Raw genomic sequence first — 17,891 nt, 5'->3', positions numbered from 1 at the left:
CACGGCTCGCCGCCGTGACCCCGGCTCGTCCCCGGGGCCACGGCGGCGTCAGGCGCGCGAGGCGGCGTCGTCGTCGACCGACGCGGGCTCGTCGTGCCGCTCCGTCGGGGGCACGCCGACGCGCGGCGCGACGAGCGCGGCGAGTACCGACAGCACGACCGTGAGCCCGAACGCGACGGCGAAGCCCGCCGTCCCGACGACCTCCTCTCCCCCGCCCGTGCCGTGCTCGCCCGCGGCCGACGCGCCGGAGACGAGCGCGAACAGCACGCCGCTCACCGCGAGGGCGAGCGCGGCGCCGACCGCGTCGGCGATCGACAGCGCGGAGCTGTTGCGTCCCTGCGTCCCGGGGCCGGAGTAGCCGAGCAGCAGCACGTTGAGCCGCGACGACGCGAGCCCCATGCCGGCCCCGGCGAGCGTCCACGTCGTGACGAGCACCGCCGGGTGCAGCCCGGCCGCAGCCGTGAGCCACGCGCCGACGGTCGCGGCGACCACCAGGACGGTCCCGAGGCGCACGGCGTCGCGGCTCAGCAGCCGCTGGCCGAGCCGCCCCTGCACGGCGGACATGCCGGACCACGCGAGCGCCGCGGTCGTGAGCGCGAGCCCGCTCGCGGCGGGCCCCCAGCCGTCGCGCGCGGCGAGCAGGTAGGGCACGTACGCCTGCGCGCCGAAGAACGCACCGGACACGAGCAGCCGCGTCGCGAGGACGCTCGGCAGCCCGGGTCGCGCGCGCAGCGACCCGGCGGGCAGGAGGGGCCGGACCGCGACGAGGGCGCCCACGCCCGCGACGGCCGCGAGCACCGCGGACGGCACCGCGGACAGCTCGACCGCGAGGTTGAGCGCGAGGACCGCGGCGGCGACGACCACCGCGAGCAGCACCCGGACCCGCGCCTCGGCGGGGCTGACGTCGGACCCGCTCTCGGGCGGGCCCAGCGGTCGCAGCGTGCGCAGCAGCGGCAGGCTCGTCGGGACGACGAGCAGCGCGACGGCGAGGAACACCCAGCGCCACCCCGCGGTCTCGGCGACGATCCCCGCGACCGCGGGCCCGACGAGCGACGGCAGCACCCACGCGGCGGAGAACCACGCGAAGGCCCGCGGGTGCAGGACGGGCGGGTACGCGCGCGCGAGCGTGACGATGAGCGTGACGTTGACGGCGCCACCGCCCAGGCCCTGCGCGAGGCGGCCGAGCACCAGCACCGGCATCGACGCCGCGAGCCCCGCGACGACCAGGCCGACGACGAACAGCACCGCCCCCGCGAGGAACGGCCGGAACGGGCCGTGCCGGTCCGACCACGACCCGGCGACGACCATCCCGACGACGCCCGTCGCGAGCGGCCCGGCGAACGCGAACGCGTAGAGCGCGTGGCCGTCGAGCACGTCCGCGACGCGCGGCATGACGGTGGTGACGGCGAACGACTCGAACGCGACGAGGACGACCAGGGTCACGAGCGCCGCGGTCGTCGTGCGCCGCTCGCGCCAGAGCGCGTCGGTCGTGCGGGGGCGGTCGTCGGGCGGTGTCACCTGGCGACCCTAGCCCGCGGATCCGTTGCCGCGGGAAACGCATTTCCGCGCCGCGAGCCGTCCCGACCAGAGGGCCGGACGCCCCGTCCGGACGAGCAGTCCGGACATGCGGAAGGGCGGCCGGTACGCGACCGGCCGCCCTCCGCGAGGTGCGCACCGCATGACGCCTCTCGGCGCGTGGCCGCTCGTAGCGGCGAAGGGTAGAGCCCGGGGGTCATGGGCGGTGCGACACCCTCCACAACGAAGCGGCCGGGTCGGTCATTTCCGACGTCCCGGGCTCGCACGCGGTGGCGGTGGTCACTCCACGCGAGCGGTGTCGCGCCGACGACGGCCGGCACCCAGCGGGAGCGGCCGCACCCGCACGGACCTAGCGTGGCCCGATGACCGACGACCGCGACGCCCGCACCCTGGCCGCGCTCCGGGGCTTCCTCGACGAGGTCCACCTGGCGACGCCCGACGGGGTCGCGGAGGCCGCGAACCACGCGGCCGGTGAGCTCGGCTGGACCGCGCGGCTCTGGGTCGTCGACTACGAGCGGCGTCTCCTGGTCCCGATGCCGGCACCGTCGCTGCCCGACGCGGACGCCGTCCCGATCACGGGGACGCTCGCGGGCCGCGCGTTCCAGCACGTCCAGCCGGTGCCGGCGTCCGGGGATCCGCTCACGCTGTGGGTGCCGCTCCTCGACGGCGTGCACCGGTTCGGCGTCGTCCAGCTCACGATGCCCGCGGGCACCGACGTCGACGACCCGCGCACGCAGGAGCGGTACGAGCTGCTGTGCCACCTGGTCGGCCACATGATCGCGGCCAAGAACCCGTACGGCGACTCGCTCGACATGCTCGCGCGCCGCCGTCCGCGGGCGGTCGCGACCGAGCTGCTCGCCGACCTGCTCACGTCAACGCGGGGCACCCCGTGCCGCTGCTCATGCGCGACGGCAAGGTGGTCAAGCGGCTCGAGGGCGGTCGACGCATCGTGCTCGGCCTCGGCGACGGGCAGATCGACGTCGCCGAGGAGAGGCTCGAGCCCGGCGACTGGGTCGTCTTCCACACCGACGGCGTCACCGAGGCGCGGGACGCCGACGGCACGTTCTACGGCGTCGAGCGGCTCACCGACCAGCTGCGCCGCTCCGCCGCGGCCGGCCACAGCGCGCCCGAGACGCTGCGTCGCGTCGTGCACGAGGTGCTCGACCACCAGCACGGGCAGCTGCAGGACGACGCGACGCTGCTCGTCGCGCAGTGGGCGACCCGCAAGGAGGAGGCGCTGCGCGCAGCACCGCGCTGAGCGCTCGCGCGCGGCCGGGCGGGGACCGGTCGGGCCCCCCGCCCGGCGCAGCGCGACGTGTCGTGCCGGTCCGTCGTCGTCAGACGGTGAAACGTCCCACCAGCGCGTCGAGGCGCACGGAGTTGCGCGCGACCTCGTCCGCCGAGCCGCGGATCTGGTCGATGTGCCCGGCCGTGTACTGCGCGTTCTCGGCCATCGCGCGGACGTTGTCGGCGATCGTCGTGACGCCCAGAGCCGCGTCGGCGATGTTGGAGGTCATCTCCGACGTCGTGACGCTCTGCTCCTCGACGGCTCCCGCGATGCTGCTCTGGTGGTCGTTGACCTGGCCGATGACGTCGGTCGTCGTCGAGATCGCGGCGACCGCGTGCGCGACGTCGGACTGGATCTGCGTGATCCGGCCCGTGATCTCCTCGGTGGCCTTCGCGGTCTGCTGCGCGAGCTCCTTGACCTCGCCCGCGACGACCGCGAACCCCTTGCCCGACTCGCCCGCCCGTGCGGCCTCGATCGTCGCGTTGAGCGCCAGCAGGTTCGTCTGCTCGGCGATCGTGTTGATGAGCGCGACGACGCCGCCGATCGCGGCGGACGACTCGCCCAGGCGCCCGATGGTCGTGTTGGCGTCGTCCGTGCTGGTCACCGCGGTGTGGCCGGCGGTGTTCGCCTCGGCGGCGCTGCGCGCGATCTCCTGGATGGACGCGCCCATCTGCTCGCCCGCCACGGCGATGGTCTGGACGTTCGACGACACCTGCTCGGCGGCCGCCGCAGCGGAGGCGGCCTGTTGCGCGGCCTGCGTCGACTGCCGGGTCATCTCCCCCGTGATCGCCGACAGCTCCTGCGCCGCGGCGGACGAGGTGGCCGCGGTCTCGCCGATCTGGCGGACGAGCGCGGCGATGTTCGCGACGAAGCGGTTGAACACGCGGGCGAGGTCCCCGACCTCGTCGTCGCGCGCGCTGCTCACCTGCTGCGTGAGGTCGCCGTCGCCGTCCGCGATCTCCGTGAGCCGGGCGGTGAGGTCGCGGATCGGGCGCGTGATGCTGCGTGTGAGGAGGGCCGCGAGGACGACGACCAGTGCGACCGCGAGCGCCGAGCCGCCGACGATCACGACCTCGGTGGCGAGGGCTGCCCGGTCCGCCTCGGCGTCCCGGACGGTGAGCAGGGCCTCCTCGGCGCCGCCGATCTGGTCGAGCACGCCGCGGATCTGGTCCATGACGGCCTTGCCCGCGTCCGACATCACGATCTCCTGCGCGGCCTCGAAGCCGTCGGCGTCGCGGACGTCGATCGTCTGCTGCATCTCGTCGAGCTTCGCGGCGACCAGCGGCTCGAGCTCCTCGAGCCGTGCCTGCTGCGCGGGGTTGTCGGCCGTGAGGCTGCGCACCTCGGCGAGGTGCTCGCCGACCGCGGTCCGCGCGGCGGTGTAGGGCTCGAGGTAGGAGTCCGCACCCGTGATGAGGTACCCGCGCTGGCCCGTCTCGGCGTCCTTGAGCGACGACAGGATCGCGTCGTTCGCGCGGATGACGTCGTGGGTGTGGTCGACCCACGTGCTGCTGTCGACCAGCGCCCGGGTGTTGAGGAACGACACGACGCCGACGCCGATCATGAGGACGAGGGTGGCGACGAAGCCGGCGACGAGACGTCGACCGATGCTCCAGCGCCAGCGGCGCGGGCGGGTGGGGTGGGACTTGCCGGGCACGATCACTGCTCCTGGGTCGGGGGGTGCACCCCTCCCTTCGGCCGCTGGTAGATCGTTTCAAGTGGTCGCCCGGAGAATCTGTCGCGCGACCGGGACGCGTCCCACCCGCCCCACCGTGCCGTCGTCGGCGGGGGCAGGGGCCGGGCTACCGCGCGGACCGCAGCTCAGCGGCGAGCGGGCACTGGAAAGGGTCGCGCGCGGCGAGCCCGACGGCGTTCAGGTGCCGGACGACGATCCCGTAGGACTGCAGCAGGGTCGTCTCCGTGTACGGCACCCGGTGCTCGGCGCAGAACGCCCGCACGAGGGGCTGGACGCGCCGCAGGTTCGGGCTCGGCATGCTCGGGAACAGGTGGTGCTCGGTCTGGTAGTTGAGCCCGCCCATGAACAGGTCGGTCATGCGGCCGCCCCGGACGTTGCGGCTCATGAGCACCTGCCGGCGCAGGAAGTCGATCCGGGCGTCGCGGGGAACGAGCGGCATGCCCTTGTGGTTGGGCGCGAACACGGCCCCCATGTAGAGCCCGAACAGCCCGAGCTGGACGCCGAGGAACGCGAACGCCATCCCGACCGGCAGCAGCCAGAACACGAGCGCGAGGTAGCCGCCGAGTCGGAGCATCACGAACGCGATCTCGACGGGCCGCCGCTTCACGGGGGCGCGGCCGAAGATCGTCTTCACGCCCGAGATGTGCAGGTTGAGCCCCTCGAGCAGCAGCAGCGGGAAGAACAACCAGCCCTGTCGCTGCGTCAGCCAGCCTCTGAGGCCCGTCCGGGGGGCCTTGAGGTCCTCGGTGTGGAAGACGATGACGTCGGTCGCGATGTCGGGGTCCGCGCCGATCTGGTTCGGCTTGGCGTGGTGGCGCGAGTGCTTGTGCTGCCACCAGCCGTAGCTCATCCCGGCGTACAGGTTCGCGATGACGAGGCTCGACCAGTCGTTCCACCGCCCGGACTCGAAGATCTGCCGGTGCGCGGCGTCGTGCCCCAGGAACATGACCTGGCCGAGCAGGACCGCGACGAGCGCGGCGATGACGAGCTGCCACCACGACGGCCCGACGACGACGAACGCGGTGAACGTCAGCGCCAGCAGCGCCGTCAGCACGAGGAACCGCACCCAGTAGTAGGCGTGTCGGCGACGCATGAGCCCGGTCTCCTGGACGGCCTTGCTCAGCGTCGTGAACTCGCTGACCTGGCGCTCGCGCGCGGACGGGGTGCGCGTGGTCATGGCGATCCCGGGGGTGTCCACGGCGGCCTACTCGAAGCGGATCGTCGAGACGGCGGCGTGGGTCGCGTCGGACCGCCGTCGTTCCTCGACCACGCGTGCGTCGGCCGCGACGGCACGCTCGTCGCTCGCGGCGCGGAGCTCGCCGCCCAGGTCCCGCAGCATGGCGGCCAGCGCGGCGGCGAGGCCGTCACGGAGCTGGTCGAGGTTGGTGTTCTCGACGAGCAGGCGACGGTCGGAGACGGCGAGCCGGAGCGGCGGGCCGGTCGCACCGATCTGCTCGGCGAGCCGGCGGGCGGTCGCGGGGTCCTCGATGCGGGCGCGCTCGTCCCGGCCGACCTGGCGGGAGAACACGACCGGCACGGTGTAGGTGGCGGGCTCGTCGGCGGTGCCGAGCTCGGCGGGGAGGCCGGACTCGAGGATCGAGAGCAGGTGCAGGTCGCCCGTCGAGGCGTCGGGTGCGTGCGGCTGGATGGCGGTGGTCATGATCGACCCCTTCGAGAAGACGAGGAAGGCGGCGGGGGGAGCCGCCCGGGAGGGTTCAGCGCGTCGGCGGCGTGGTGTGCCGGTCGGAACGGATGCGGCGACGCAGCTGGCCGATGCGCAGGGCACCGACGACGAGCGCCACGACACCGACGCCGAGGCCGGCGATGACGAGCACCAGCGCGAGGGGCGCGCTGCCGGCCATGCCGAGGAAGGCGACCTCGACGGGCGCGGTGTTCTGCATCATGAACACGACGAGTGCGACGAGGACGAGGGCGCCGACGCAGACCCCGAACCAGGCGGCGCTGGTGCGGCTGCGGACGGGCTTGGGCGCCCGAGCGCCGGGAACGGTGCGAGAGGGCCGGTCACCCAGCGGGAGCGGATGCTCGAGGTCGCTGGTGAAACGGGGCGTGGAGTTGCTCTGGACGGGCATGACGCCCTCCTTGGTGGTCCAAGGAGGGCGGGTCCTCGGCTGAGAGCCGGTTCATCCTGAGACTGCTTCGATCGTACGCCTGTTCGGTCACCCCGGCCTCCTGAACCGGCGTCGGGGGCGTCCCGCGGCCGACGACCGCGCGCTCGACCGGTCCGCGCGGCTCAGTCCCAGCGCGCCCGGTCGCCGAGGGCCTGGCTGAGCGCCGCGGCCCACGCGACCGGCGTCGCGGGGACGCCGTCGATCCACGCGACGGGCACGCCGACGGCCAGGGCGGCACCTGGCTCGGCGGTGTCCAGCAGGCCGCGCATCGCGACCGCGTCGACCCGGGGCGTGACCGACCGCAGCCAGCGGCGGGCGTCGGCGGTGCGCGTGCGCGCGTCGAGCACGGCCCACACGTGGTCGGCCTCGCACGCGGCGAGCAGCGAGCGTGCGAGCTCGCGGTCCTCGGGGTCGGCACCGACCGTCAGCGCGACGACCCACGGGTGATCGGCGGACGGCGCGCCGGTCCGCCAGGCGGCGACCTGCTCGGCGCTCGACATCCGGCCGGGCGTGCGGCCACGCCCCCGACCACCCCGACCGGTGGGCGCCCCGGCGAGGCGCACGGCCTCGGCGGGCAGCCGCAGGCGTTCGGCGAGCAGCGCGGCGGCCGCGTCGGCGTCGTCGTCGGCACCGAGCACGACGAGCACGGACCCGGCCGTGCGCGGAGGCTGCGGCGCGGGCGGGACGTCCGCCAGGACGCCGGACAGCGTCACGTGCTCGCGGTCGAGCAGCGCGGCCGGCACGCCGATCTCGGCGAGCGCGGCCCGCAGGTCGTGAGCGGCAGCGGGAGCCGGCGACGCGGCGGCGGGCGCCACGACGGGGAACGTCACGGGCACGACGTCGACCGGCTCGCGCGGCGTCGGCACCTCGACGACGGGCTCGGCGACGGCGACGCGCGGCGTCACCGCCTGGAGCGCGCGGGCGGCGGGCGGGGCGGCCAGCCCCGGGTCGGGCAGCGGGTCGGCGGTCACCGCGCGCACCTGCTCGAGCACGTGTGCGAACGACGCCGCGTCGGGCTCGTCGTCGGAGCCCGCCCCCGCGCCCCCCGCTGCGACGCCGGCAGCCTCGGCCACCGCACCCCCGACCTCGTCCGCCTCGTCGGCCGCGGCCAGCAGCGCAGGCAGCCCGCCCGCGGGCACGGCGCGCAGCGCGGCGGGCCGGGCCTCGGGCGGCGGCGGCACGTCGACGGTGATCTCGTACCGCTCGCGCGCGAAGAACCCGCCGATGCCGCCGCTGCGGACGCGCTCGGCGCGCACGACGCGTGCCTGCGGCCCGAACTCGGCGCGCACGTGCGCCATGAGCTCGGCGAGGCTGGTGCCCTCAAGCAGCAATCGCGTGGTCACCGCGCACCACCCCCACGGTCTCGACGGTCAGCCCGCCACCGGTCACCTCGGCGTAGGACAGCACGGGCAGGCGCGGCAGGCCGAGCGCGACGAGCCGGCGCAGCGCGGGCCGCACGACGGGCGCGCACACGAGCACGACCGCCCGCCCGTCGGCCTCGGCCTCGGCGACGGCCGCACGGAGCTGGTGCAGCACGGACTCGACGCGCGACGGGTCGACGAGCAGCTGCGTGCCGCCGTCGCCGGGCCGCAGCGACTCGACGAGCTGCTGCTCCAGGCCCGGGTCGAGCGTGAGGACGCGCAGCGTGCCGTCCTGCGCGTGCTGCGCGGCGAGCGCGGGGCCCAGTGCGGCGCGCGCGGCCTCGACGAGCCCTTCCGGGTCGGTCGACAGCTTGGCCCGCAGCGCGAGCGCCTCGTAGATGCGGCCGAGATCGCGGATCGGGACCTCCTCGGTGAGCAGGCCCTGGAGCACGCGCTGGACCTCGCCGAGCGACAGCAGCGACGGCACGAGCTCCTCGACGACCGACGGGTTGACCTTCTTCACGGACTCGGTGAGGACGCGCACGTCCTCGCGGCCGAGCAGGCGCGCGGCGTTCTGCGTGATGAGCGCACCGAGGTGCGTGATGAGCACGGACACCCGGTCGACGACGGTCGCGCCGGACATCTCGGCAGCGTGCCGCAGCTCGGACGGCACCCACTTGCCGGGCAGGCCGAACACGGGCTCGTGCACGACGGTCCCGGGCAGCGCGCCGAGGTCGTCGCCGAGCGCGAGCATCGACCCCGCGGGCGCCTGCCCGCGGCCGACCTCGACACCGGCGATCTTCACGACGTAGGTGGCCCGCGGCAGGTCGACCGAGTCCCGGGTCCGCACGGGCGGCACGACGATGCCGAGCTCCATCGCGGTCTTGCGCCGCAGGCCGCGCACGCGCGCGAGCAGGTCCTGGTCCGGGCCGGAGCCGACGAGGTCGACCAGGTCGGGCGCGAGCAGGATCTCGAGCGTGTGCACGCGCATGTCCTCGATGAGCTGCTCGGGGGTGTCCGCGGGCGGCGCGGTCACGGACGCGGCGGGCTTGGTGAGCGCCGCGGCGGCCTCGCGGGCCTCGCGCGCCTTGACCCGCTGCGCGACGAGCAGGAGCGTCGCGCCGACGAGCATGAACGGCAGCTTCGGCATGCCCGGCAGGAGCGCGAGCGCGATCGCGCCGCTGCCCGCGATGAGCAGCGCGGTGCGGGACTGCCCGAGCTGCTTCGCGGCGGCCGTGCCCATGTCGCCCTCGGCCGTCGCGCGGGTGACGACGATGCCGGTGGACACCGACAGCAGCAGCGCGGGGATCTGCGTGACGAGGCCGTCGCCGATGGTCAGCAGGCTGAACCGCTGCAGCGCGTCCCCCGCGGACATGCCCATCTGCACCATGCCGATGACGAAGCCGCCGACGAGGTTGATGACCGTGATGACGATGCCCGCGATCGCGTCGCCCTTGACGAACTTCGAGCCACCGTCCATGGCGCCGTAGAAGTCGGCCTCGGCAGCCACGTCGGCGCGGCGGCGGCGCGCCTCGTCCTCGTCGATGAGGCCCGAGTTGAGGTCGGCGTCGATGGCCATCTGCTTGCCGGGCATCGCGTCGAGCGTGAACCGCGCGCCGACCTCCGCGACGCGGCCCGCACCGTTCGTGATGACCGCGAACTGGATGACCACGAGGATCAGGAAGATCACGAGGCCGATGACGAGCGACCCGCCGATGACGAAGTGCCCGAACGCCTCGATGACCTGGCCCGCGTAGCCGTCGCGCAGCACGAGCCGCGTCGACGCCACGTTGAGGCCGAGCCGGAACAGCGTGAACACCAGGATCAGCGACGGGAACACCGAGAAGTCGAGCGGCCGCTTGACGTACATCGAGGTCAGCAGGATGACGAGCGACGCGGTGATGTTGACGGCGATCAGCACGTCGAGCAGCGCGGCGGGCAGCGGCACGACGAGCAGCAGCACGATGCCGACGACGCCGGCGGGCACCGCCATGGGCGCGATGGACCGGGACTTCATCGGGTGGTCTCCTGACCGGTGGAGGTCTCAGCGGGGTCGGTGGGGGCGGCGGGCCGGCGGCCGGCGCGCGCGGCGTCGCGCACGGCGGCCCGCGCGGCCGCGCGGTGGTCGGTGGTGTCGTCGGCCGGCAGCGTCGAGCCGCCCGGGACGCGGTGCTGGCCGGAGCCGGCGCCGCGGCGACGCAGGGCCATGACGAACGCGAGCACGCGGGCCACGGCGGTGAACAGGTGCGCGGGGATCTCCTGGCCGAGCTCGCACGCGGCGTGCAGCGCGCGGGCCAGCGGGACGTCCTCGACCATCGGGACCTGCGCGTCGGACGCGGCGGACCGGATGCGCGCGGCGACCGCACCGGCGCCCTTCGCGACGACGCGCGGCGCGCCCGTGCCCGGCTCGTAGCGCAGCGCGACGGCGACGTGCGTCGGGTTGACGAGCACGACGTCGGCGTTCGCGACCTCGGCCATCATCCGGTTCCGGCTCATCGCGAGCTGCTTCGACCGGATCGCGCCCTTGAGCATCGGGTCCCCCTCCGTCCGCTTGTGCTCCTCCTTGACCTCACGGAGCGTCATGCGGGTCTGCTTGCGGTTGCGGCGGAAGACGACGGCGACGTCGGCGATCGCGAGGATCACGCCGGCGGCGATGCCGGTCCGCAGGAGCGTCGAGGTGCCGTCGGAGGCGATGCCGAGCAGGTGCGACAGGGGCAGCCGGCCGGACGCGAGGAGCGTCGGCACGAGCGCCTGCAGCGCGACCAGCAGGACGAGCGCGACCGCGGCCGTCTTGAGCAGCGTCTTGGTGCCCTGCCACCACGCCTGCCCGCCGACGAGCCGGGACGCGATGCCCTTGGGCTTGAGGTGCTCGGCGTGCAGGCGCAGGCGGTGCAGGTGGATGCCGCCCTGCGCGGCGCTCACGGCGATCGCGGTGATGACGCCGACGACGAACAGCGGCGCGAGCGTCGTGACGACCGTCATGAGCGCGTCGCCGAGCACCTGCACGACGTCGGTGCCGTCGGGGTCGACGGCGGCGTCGCGCACGACCGCGAGCTGGCCGAGCGCTGCCGCCCGGCCGTTGTCGAGCACGAGCGGGAGCACCGCGGCGGCGGCGCCGAGGCCGACCCACGCGGCGAGGTCCTGCGACCGGCCGAGGCCGCCCTTGCGGCGGACCTCCTTCATCCGCTGCGGGGTTGCCTTCTCGGTCCTGTCCTGCCCGTCGTCGCCACTCACGGGACGATCACCCCCAGCATCTGCTCGACGGAACGCCCCGTCAGGGCCTCCATCACGGTCGGCAGGGCCAGGAACGCGAGCGAGCCGAAGACGAGCGTGAGCAAGATCTTCAGCGGGAAGCCCATCGCGAACGCGTTGAGCGCGGGCGCGACGCGCGTGAGGAGCCCGAGGCCGACGTCGGCGAGGAACAGCACGACGATGAGCGGCCCGGCGATCTGCAGCGCCGCGAGGAACATCTGCGTGAGGCCGTCGGTGAGCGTGTGCCCGAGCGCGGCGGGGTCGAGCATCGCGCCGAGCGGGAGCGCGTCGAACGTCCGGACCAGCCCGGCGAGGACCACCTGGTACCCGTCGGACGCGAACAGCAGGACCATCGCGGTCATCTGGTACAGCCGCCCGAACGGGCCGCCGCTGCTCTGGCTCATCGGGTCGTACGCGGTCGCGAGCTGGAAGCCGCCGAACAGGTCGACCAGCGACCCGGCGGACTGCACCGCCGAGAAGACGAGCGAGACGAGGAACCCGAGCGCGGCGCCGATGACGGCCTGGCCGACGAGCGACCCGACGAACGCGGGCGTCGTGTCGGACGGCAGCGGGTCGAGCCGCGGCGACACGGCGAGCGCGATCCCGAGCGCGAGCGCGACCTTGATCGTGGCCGGCACCGCGCGCTGCGAGAACGGCGGTGCGATCACGAGGAACGCGGCGACCCGCACGCTCGCGAGCATCGTCGTCTCCACCGCCCCGACGGGCAGGGCGATGCTGATCGGGTCCACGTCAGCCGCCGACGAGCGCGGGGATGCGGTCGAACAGCTCGTGCGTGAACGTGACGAGCTCGGAGATCATCCAGTGCCCGCACACGACGAGCGCGATCGCCGCGGCGATCGCCTTGGGCACGAAGCTGAGCGTCACCTCCTGGATCTGCGTCACCGACTGCAGCAGGGAGATGACGAAGCCGACGACGAGCGCCGTGACGAGCACGGGTGCGGCGAGCTTGGCGGCGAGGACGAGCGCGTCGACGCCGACGTCGAGGACCGCGGTGGTGTCCATCAGCCGCTCCCCACGTAGGAGCCCACGAGCGACGTGACCACCAGCCCCCAGCCGTCCACGAGGACGAACAGCAGGATCTTGAACGGCAGGGAGATCATCACGGGCGGCAGCATCATCATGCCCATCGACATGAGCGACGCCGAGACCACCAGGTCGATGACCAGGAACGGCACGAAGATGACGAAGCCCATGATGAACGCGGACCGCAGCTCGGAGAGCAGGAACGCGGGGGCGAGCGTCGTGAACGGCACGTCCTGCGGCGACGCCGGGTTGTCCTGCTGCGCGGCACGCGTGAGCAGCGCGAGGTCCTGCTCGCGCGTGTGGCCCAGCATGAACTCGCGCAGCGGCCCGGAGCCCGCGTCGACGGCCTGGGAGAACGTCAACGACCCGTCGAGGTAGGGCTGGACGCCGATCGCGTTCACGTCGCTCACGGTCGGCGCCATGATGAAGAGCGAGAGGAACAGCGCGAGCCCCGCGAGGACCTGGTTGGGCGGCACGCCCTGCAGGCCGAGCGCGTTCCGGGTGAACGACAGGACGACGAAGATCTTCGTGAAGCTCGTCGTCATGAGCAGCAGCGCGGGCGCGACCGAGAGCAGCGTGATCGCGAGCAGCACGACGATCGAGCTGCTGGGCGTCCCGTTGACGCCGTTGACCGCGACGGTGACGGTGTCGCCGACGGCGGGCGCGTCGGGCGCCGTGGGCGGCGTCGGGGCGAACCAGGTGACGGCGAGCGTGGTGAGCGTGCTCATCGGCGCACCGTGCGGTCCTGCAGCGTCCGCACGGCCTGCCGCCACGTCGCGGGGTCGAGCACCGAGCCGTGCAGCGCACCGTGCTTGACGTCGCCCAGCGGCAGGTCGACGGGCGGGCGCACGTCGCCCGCGGGGCGCGGGTGCGGCACGTCGGCGTCGACGACCTTCTTCGCGACGGGCGCCGGCTTGGCCGGCGCGGGCGCCGGCGGCGTGTGCACCTCGACCACGGGCGCGAGCTCGGTGAGGAACGTGACCTGCTGCTCGCCGTACCCGACGAGCAGGCGGCGCGACCCGACCGCGACGACGGCGACCCCGGCGTGCCGGCCGACGGACTGCCGCCCGACGACCTGGACCTGCGGCTCCTTGGAGCGCCCGCTGCCCGCGGCGCGCCCCGCCCCCCACCGGCGGCCGACCCACCACACGAGGCCGACGACGGCCGCGAGCGACAGGGCGACGCGCAGGAGCAGCATGACGGAGTCCATCAGTCGTCCGAGCCGCCCGCGTCCGTGCCGGCCACGATCTCCGTGACGCGGATGCCGTACACCTCGTCGACGACGACGACCTCGCCGCGCGCGACGAGCCGCCCGTTGACGAGGACGTCGGCCGGGCTGCCCGCGGTGCGGTCGAGCTCGAGCACCGCACCGGGTGCGAGGTCGAGGACCTGCTTGACGGACAGGCGCGTCCGGCCGATCTCGGCGGTGAGCGTCATCTCGACGTCGTAGAGCATGCGCAGGTTGGTGCGCGGCGTCGGGACCTGCGACGTCGTGGGACCGGCGACCTTGGGGCTGCGCACCCGCACCGCGAACCACGCGGCGGGCGCGGCACCGTCGGCGGCCAGCGCGAACACCTCGGCGTCGTCGGCGAGCACCTCGGCGACCGGTGCGGGTCGCACCGTCTCGAGGACGCCCGCGCCGAGCGTGCGCGACGCCGCCTCCAGCGCGGGACGCAGCGCGTCCGCGAGCTCGAGCGGCACGCTCGACGACGCGACGGCCTCGGTCACCGCGTCGCCCGCGACGAGCACGAGCTCCGCGCTGGGCGAGCCGACGAACGACGCGACGAGCGCCGTCGCCCCCGCCGGGACGTCCCGGTGCGACGCGCCCACCGCGGCGAGCGGCAGCGCCGAGGGCACCAGGGCGGCCGCGGCGTCGGCGGCGGTCTGGCCCGTGAGGGCGTCGGTGGTCTGGGTCATGCGGGGATCTCCTCGACGGTGACGACCTGGCAGGCCAGTCGGGGCCCGTGGGTGCCGGCGGCGCCACGGGCGAGCACGATCCCGTCGACGACCACGTCCAGCGGGTCGGTCGACGGGTGGGACAGGGGCAGCACGTCACCGACGGCGAGGTCGAGGACGTCGCGCGGGTGCACGGTGACGGGCCGGAAGCGGACGGCGACGTCCACGGGGACGCCGTGCACGGCCCGCTCGAGGTCGCCCTGCGCGGTCGCGACGGCACGCTGCTCCTCGTCGGAGCGGGCGTCGCTGCCCTCGGACGAGCGCAGCGCGCCCAGCAGCAGGTCGGACGGGAGCATGAGCGTCATGCGGTCCTCGCGGTCGCCGACGCGCAGCAGGAACGCGGCGACGAGGACGGTCTCCTGCGCGGCGACGACCTGCACGAACTGCGGGTTGTACTGCACGGAGCGCAGCGTCGCGGACATCGACGTGAGGCCCGCGAACGCGTAGTCGAGGTCGCCGATCGCGTGCTGCAGGACGTCCTTGACCAGGGTCCACTCGATCTCGGTGAGCTCGCGGCCCTCGCGCTCGTCGCCGCGGCCGTCGCCGCCGAACAGGTAGTCGATCCAGACGAGAGCGGCACCGACGGGCATCTGCAGGACGGCGGGCTGGCGGCTCGGCTCGAGCGTGCACAGGACCATCGCGGTGGGCGACGGCAGGCCGCCCGCGTACTCGTCGTAGGTCCGCAGCTCCAGGTCCTCGAACGTCACCTGGCTGACGACGCGCAGGCGCGCGGTGAGCTGGGTCGCGAACTGCCGGGCGAGCCGCTGGAACGCCATCTCGAGGTGGCGCGCGTGCTCCCGGGCGAGGGTGAGCGGTCGACGGAAGTCGTACGGCTCGGGCTCGGCGGTGCGCACCCGACGGGCGGGCTGCGGCGCAAGGGGTGTCACGACCGCCCTATCGGCGGGCGCGCAGGGGTGCTGAGCGAAACCCCTGACTTCATCCCCTCCGTCGCCTCGTGCGACGGACTGCGGGGCGGTGCGGGCACCCTCCGTGGTGCCCTGGGTCGCCGGCTGCGGCCGGCCTACTGCGTGACGTAGTTCGTCAGGTAGACGTCCATCACCTCGCCCTCGTACGCCTCGACGAGCGCGTGCGCGAGCTGCTCCTTGAGCGCCGCGCGGCTGGTCGGGTCGGAGATCTCGGCGACCGTCCGGCCCGAGAACAGCTCGATGGCCAGGTCGAGTGCGCGCGCCGGGTCGGGCGACTCGTGCGCGTCCGTGGTCAGCTGCAGCGCGAGTCCCAGCCGCAGGTAGTGCCCGTCGGCCAGGTTGAGGCTGATCGGCTCGACCTGCACGACCTCGCCCGCCTCGGGCGCGGGCTCCTCGGGCGGCGCACCGTCGCCCTGGAAGAACAGGAACCAGGCGGCTGCGGCAGCCGCGAGGACCACCACGACGGCTCCGATGATCAGGAGCTTCTTCGACGGCGCACGCCGCTTCTTCGGCTCGGGCTCGGGCGCCGGCGCGGGGGCCGCGGACGCGTTCCCGCCGATCTTGGCGCCGATCTTCGGGCCCGAGATGACCCGCTGCTCGATGGGCACGTCAGCCTCCCTGGGTCAGCGACGGCAGCAGCGCGCGGACCTGCTCGGGCGCGTTGCTGAGGACGACGAGGTCGACGCGGCGGTTCGCCGCGAGCGCCTCCGGGGTGTCGCCCGCGACGAGCGGGCGCGTGTCGCCGAACCCGACGGCCATGATCCGGCTGCCCGGCATGCCGTCGACCTCGACGAGGTGCCGCAGCACCTGGGTGGCCCGGTCGGACGACAGCTCCCAGTTGGTCGCGTACCGCCCGGAGACCGGGATGACGTTGGCGTGGCCCTCGACGGAGATGTTCTCGCCGATGCCCACGAGCAGCGGCGCCGCGACGTCGAGCACACGGTTCGCGGTGTCGGTGAGCTCGGCGCGGGCCGGCGCGAAGAAGACGTCGTCCGCGACGAGGCCCAGCACGAGGCCGCGCTCGTCGATCCGCATCCGCACCGCGCTGTCCAGGCCGTTCGCCGCGAGCGCCTGCATGATGCGCGCCTCGAGGTCCTGCAGGTGCGCCGCCTCCGCCTGCGCGGCCGCGAGGACCGCCGGGTCGACGGACTCCTGCGGCGTCTGCGTGGTGGGGGTCATCGGGTCGGCGGCCTGCAGGCCGAGCCCGCTGTCCGCGCTCACCATGCCCGCGGAGCCGTCGGCGGGCGTCGTGTCCTTGTGCACGGTCGCGCCGTCGAGGTTCCCCGACGTGCCCTCGAGCACCGACGGCGACGTCGTCGTGTCCATGAAGCCCGCCGCGAGCGAGTCGCGCAGCGCGATGTACTTCTCCTGGTCGACCTGGCTGATCGCGAACAGCACGATGAACAGCGCCATGAGGACCGTGATCATGTCGGAGTAGCTCACGAGCCAGCGCTCGTGGTTGACGTGCTCCTCCTCGACGTGGCGCCGCGGCCGCCGCCCGCTCATGCGGCCCTCGACTTCGCCTTGGCGTCCTTGCCCTCGGGCACGTCGGGCAGGAGGCTGCGCAGGCGCTCGCCGACGAGGCGCGGGTTCGCGCCCGCCTGGACCGACAGCAGGCCTTCGAGCGTCATCTCCATCTGCGTGCACTCGAGGTCGGAGATGCGGCGGATGCGCGTCCCCAGCGGGAGCCACACGACGTTGGCCGAGAGGATGCCCCACAGGGTCGCGACGAACGCGGCGGCGATCGAGTGCCCGAGCGACGCGGGGTCGGCCAGGTTCTCGAGCACGTGCACGAGCGAGACGACCGTGCCGATGATGCCGATCGTGGGCGCGTAGCCGCCCATGTCCTGGAAGTACTTGGCGTGCGCACGCTCACGGGTGCGCTTCGTGGCGATCTTGTCCTCGAGGATCATGCGCAGGTCCTCGGGGTCCGTGCCGTCGATCGCGGCCTGGAGCCCGGCGCGCAGGAACTGGTCGTCGATCGTGCGCGCGGCGTCCTCGAGCGCGAGGAGGCCCTCGCGCCGGGCCCGGTCCGCGAGGCTCACGAGCGTGTCGACGGTCTCCGACGGGTCGGGGATGCCGCTGCGCAGCGCGCGCGGGACGGCCGCGAACGACTCCTTCGCGTCGCGCAGGGTGTGCCCCGCGAGGCCGACGCCGATCGTGCCGACCCACACCAGCAGCAGCGGCGCGGGCAGCATGACGGACATGGGGTCCGCGCCCTCGAGGATCATCGCCCCGAAGATCGCGACGAGGGCGACGACGATCCCGATGATGCCGGCCGGGTCCATCACACGCTCCTCGGTCGCAGCGGCACCGCCGGCGCGATGGGCGCCTGCGTGGTCCGGTCGTCGTCCTCGAGGTCGGGGACGAGCCCGATGTGCGGCGACGACTGGATCTCGCGCGCCCGGGCGAGGATCGAGGCGCGGTGCTCGTTGATGCGGTCGATGACCTCGGGCAGCGACTCGGTGACGATGTACTTCGTCCCGTCGATGAGCGTGAGGATGGTGTCCGGCGCGGAGTCGATGCGCTGGACGAGGTCGGGGTTCACCCCGATCTGTCCTCCGTTGAGGCGCGTCACGACGATCACTGCGGCACCCGTCCCTGGTCACCTGGTCCTGCAGGCGGCGCTCGCCGCCCCGGGCCCGTCCGTGGGCCCTGTGCTCATCTGATCGGCCGGGGTCCGCGAGGTGTGAGGGTTTGCCC

General features: G+C 74.1%; 19 protein-coding genes. 1 reads left to right on the top strand and 18 read right to left on the bottom strand.

Features of this window, described 5'->3' with window-relative positions; all coding sequences use genetic code 11:
* Positions 1-48: 48 nt before the first annotated feature.
* A complete protein-coding gene (locus KOV94_RS01850; protein WP_124341197.1) occupies positions 49-1,518 on the bottom strand; it encodes an MFS transporter in 1,470 nt (489 codons plus the stop codon).
* Between the two features lie 907 nt (positions 1,519-2,425).
* Between KOV94_RS01850 and KOV94_RS20915 the strand changes: the two genes are divergently transcribed.
* Positions 2,426-2,794 carry a PP2C family protein-serine/threonine phosphatase gene (locus KOV94_RS20915; RefSeq protein WP_235843110.1) on the top strand — a complete coding sequence of 123 codons (369 nt, stop codon included), beginning with the start codon at positions 2,426-2,428 and terminating at the stop codon, positions 2,792-2,794.
* Positions 2,795-2,873: 79 nt separating this feature from the next.
* Here the strand turns inward: KOV94_RS20915 and KOV94_RS01840 are convergent, their stop codons facing one another.
* The 17 genes from KOV94_RS01840 to KOV94_RS01760 all read right to left on the bottom strand — a co-directional run bounded on the left by KOV94_RS01840 (position 2,874) and on the right by KOV94_RS01760 (position 17,766).
* A complete protein-coding gene (locus KOV94_RS01840) occupies positions 2,874-4,481 on the bottom strand; it encodes a methyl-accepting chemotaxis protein (RefSeq protein WP_124341199.1) in 1,608 nt (535 codons plus the stop codon).
* A gap of 145 nt (positions 4,482-4,626) precedes the next feature.
* On the bottom strand, positions 4,627-5,697 hold the full coding sequence (locus KOV94_RS01835) for a fatty acid desaturase family protein (protein WP_124341200.1): 1,071 nt from the start codon (positions 5,695-5,697) through the stop codon (positions 4,627-4,629).
* A 27-nt stretch (positions 5,698-5,724) separates the two neighbouring features.
* Positions 5,725-6,180 carry a hypothetical protein gene (locus KOV94_RS01830; RefSeq protein WP_124341201.1) on the bottom strand — a complete coding sequence of 152 codons (456 nt, stop codon included), beginning with the start codon at positions 6,178-6,180 and terminating at the stop codon, positions 5,725-5,727.
* A 55-nt stretch (positions 6,181-6,235) separates the two neighbouring features.
* Positions 6,236-6,610 carry a LapA family protein gene (locus tag KOV94_RS01825; protein ID WP_124341202.1) on the bottom strand — a complete coding sequence of 125 codons (375 nt, stop codon included), beginning with the start codon at positions 6,608-6,610 and terminating at the stop codon, positions 6,236-6,238.
* A gap of 161 nt (positions 6,611-6,771) precedes the next feature.
* The gene (locus KOV94_RS01820; RefSeq protein WP_218051065.1) at positions 6,772-7,992 is read right to left on the bottom strand and encodes a hypothetical protein; all 1,221 of its coding nucleotides are present in this window, start codon (positions 7,990-7,992) and stop codon (positions 6,772-6,774) included.
* On the bottom strand, positions 7,970-10,027 hold the full coding sequence (gene flhA / locus KOV94_RS01815) for a flagellar biosynthesis protein FlhA (protein WP_218051064.1): 2,058 nt from the start codon (positions 10,025-10,027) through the stop codon (positions 7,970-7,972). Before flhA ends, KOV94_RS01820 begins: the two co-directional genes overlap by 23 nt.
* Complete coding sequence (locus KOV94_RS01810) at positions 10,024-11,244, bottom strand: EscU/YscU/HrcU family type III secretion system export apparatus switch protein (RefSeq protein ID WP_308160308.1); 1,221 nt, start codon at positions 11,242-11,244, stop codon at positions 10,024-10,026. The genes flhA and KOV94_RS01810 overlap by 4 nt, the downstream gene beginning before the upstream one ends.
* Entirely contained in the window at positions 11,241-12,002 is a 762-nt protein-coding gene (gene fliR / locus KOV94_RS01805; protein WP_124343584.1) for a flagellar biosynthetic protein FliR, read from the bottom strand. Before fliR ends, KOV94_RS01810 begins: the two co-directional genes overlap by 4 nt.
* Positions 12,003-12,012: 10 nt before the next feature.
* Entirely contained in the window at positions 12,013-12,285 is a 273-nt protein-coding gene (fliQ, locus tag KOV94_RS01800) for a flagellar biosynthesis protein FliQ (RefSeq protein ID WP_124343582.1), read from the bottom strand.
* Positions 12,285-13,034, bottom strand: coding sequence for a flagellar type III secretion system pore protein FliP (gene fliP, locus KOV94_RS01795; protein WP_124343581.1), 750 nt, complete (start codon positions 13,032-13,034; stop codon positions 12,285-12,287). Before fliP ends, fliQ begins: the two co-directional genes overlap by 1 nt.
* Positions 13,031-13,516 (bottom strand): FliO/MopB family protein, encoded by a 486-nt coding sequence (locus KOV94_RS01790; protein ID WP_124343580.1) that lies wholly within the window; start codon positions 13,514-13,516, stop codon positions 13,031-13,033. The genes fliP and KOV94_RS01790 overlap by 4 nt, the downstream gene beginning before the upstream one ends.
* Positions 13,516-14,223, bottom strand: a complete 708-nt coding sequence (gene fliN, locus KOV94_RS01785; protein ID WP_124343579.1) for a flagellar motor switch protein FliN — start codon at positions 14,221-14,223, stop codon at positions 13,516-13,518. Before fliN ends, KOV94_RS01790 begins: the two co-directional genes overlap by 1 nt.
* Entirely contained in the window at positions 14,220-15,149 is a 930-nt protein-coding gene (locus KOV94_RS21115) for a flagellar motor switch protein FliM (RefSeq protein WP_124343578.1), read from the bottom strand. Before KOV94_RS21115 ends, fliN begins: the two co-directional genes overlap by 4 nt.
* A 134-nt stretch (positions 15,150-15,283) precedes the next feature.
* The gene (locus tag KOV94_RS21110) at positions 15,284-15,796 is read right to left on the bottom strand and encodes a flagellar basal body-associated FliL family protein (RefSeq protein ID WP_218051063.1); all 513 of its coding nucleotides are present in this window, start codon (positions 15,794-15,796) and stop codon (positions 15,284-15,286) included.
* Position 15,797: 1 nt separating this feature from the next.
* The gene (locus KOV94_RS01770) at positions 15,798-16,694 is read right to left on the bottom strand and encodes an OmpA/MotB family protein (protein WP_124343576.1); all 897 of its coding nucleotides are present in this window, start codon (positions 16,692-16,694) and stop codon (positions 15,798-15,800) included.
* Positions 16,691-17,476, bottom strand: coding sequence for a motility protein A (locus KOV94_RS01765; RefSeq protein WP_124343575.1), 786 nt, complete (start codon positions 17,474-17,476; stop codon positions 16,691-16,693). The genes KOV94_RS01770 and KOV94_RS01765 overlap by 4 nt, the downstream gene beginning before the upstream one ends.
* On the bottom strand, positions 17,476-17,766 hold the full coding sequence (locus KOV94_RS01760; protein ID WP_307720309.1) for a flagellar FlbD family protein: 291 nt from the start codon (positions 17,764-17,766) through the stop codon (positions 17,476-17,478). The genes KOV94_RS01765 and KOV94_RS01760 overlap by 1 nt, the downstream gene beginning before the upstream one ends.
* Between the last annotated feature and the right edge of the window lie 125 nt (positions 17,767-17,891).

This window comes from Cellulomonas algicola (genome assembly GCF_019024305.1).
Lineage (GTDB): Bacteria > Actinomycetota > Actinomycetes > Actinomycetales > Cellulomonadaceae > Cellulomonas > Cellulomonas algicola.
This window is presented reverse-complemented; position numbering and strand designations above follow the sequence as displayed.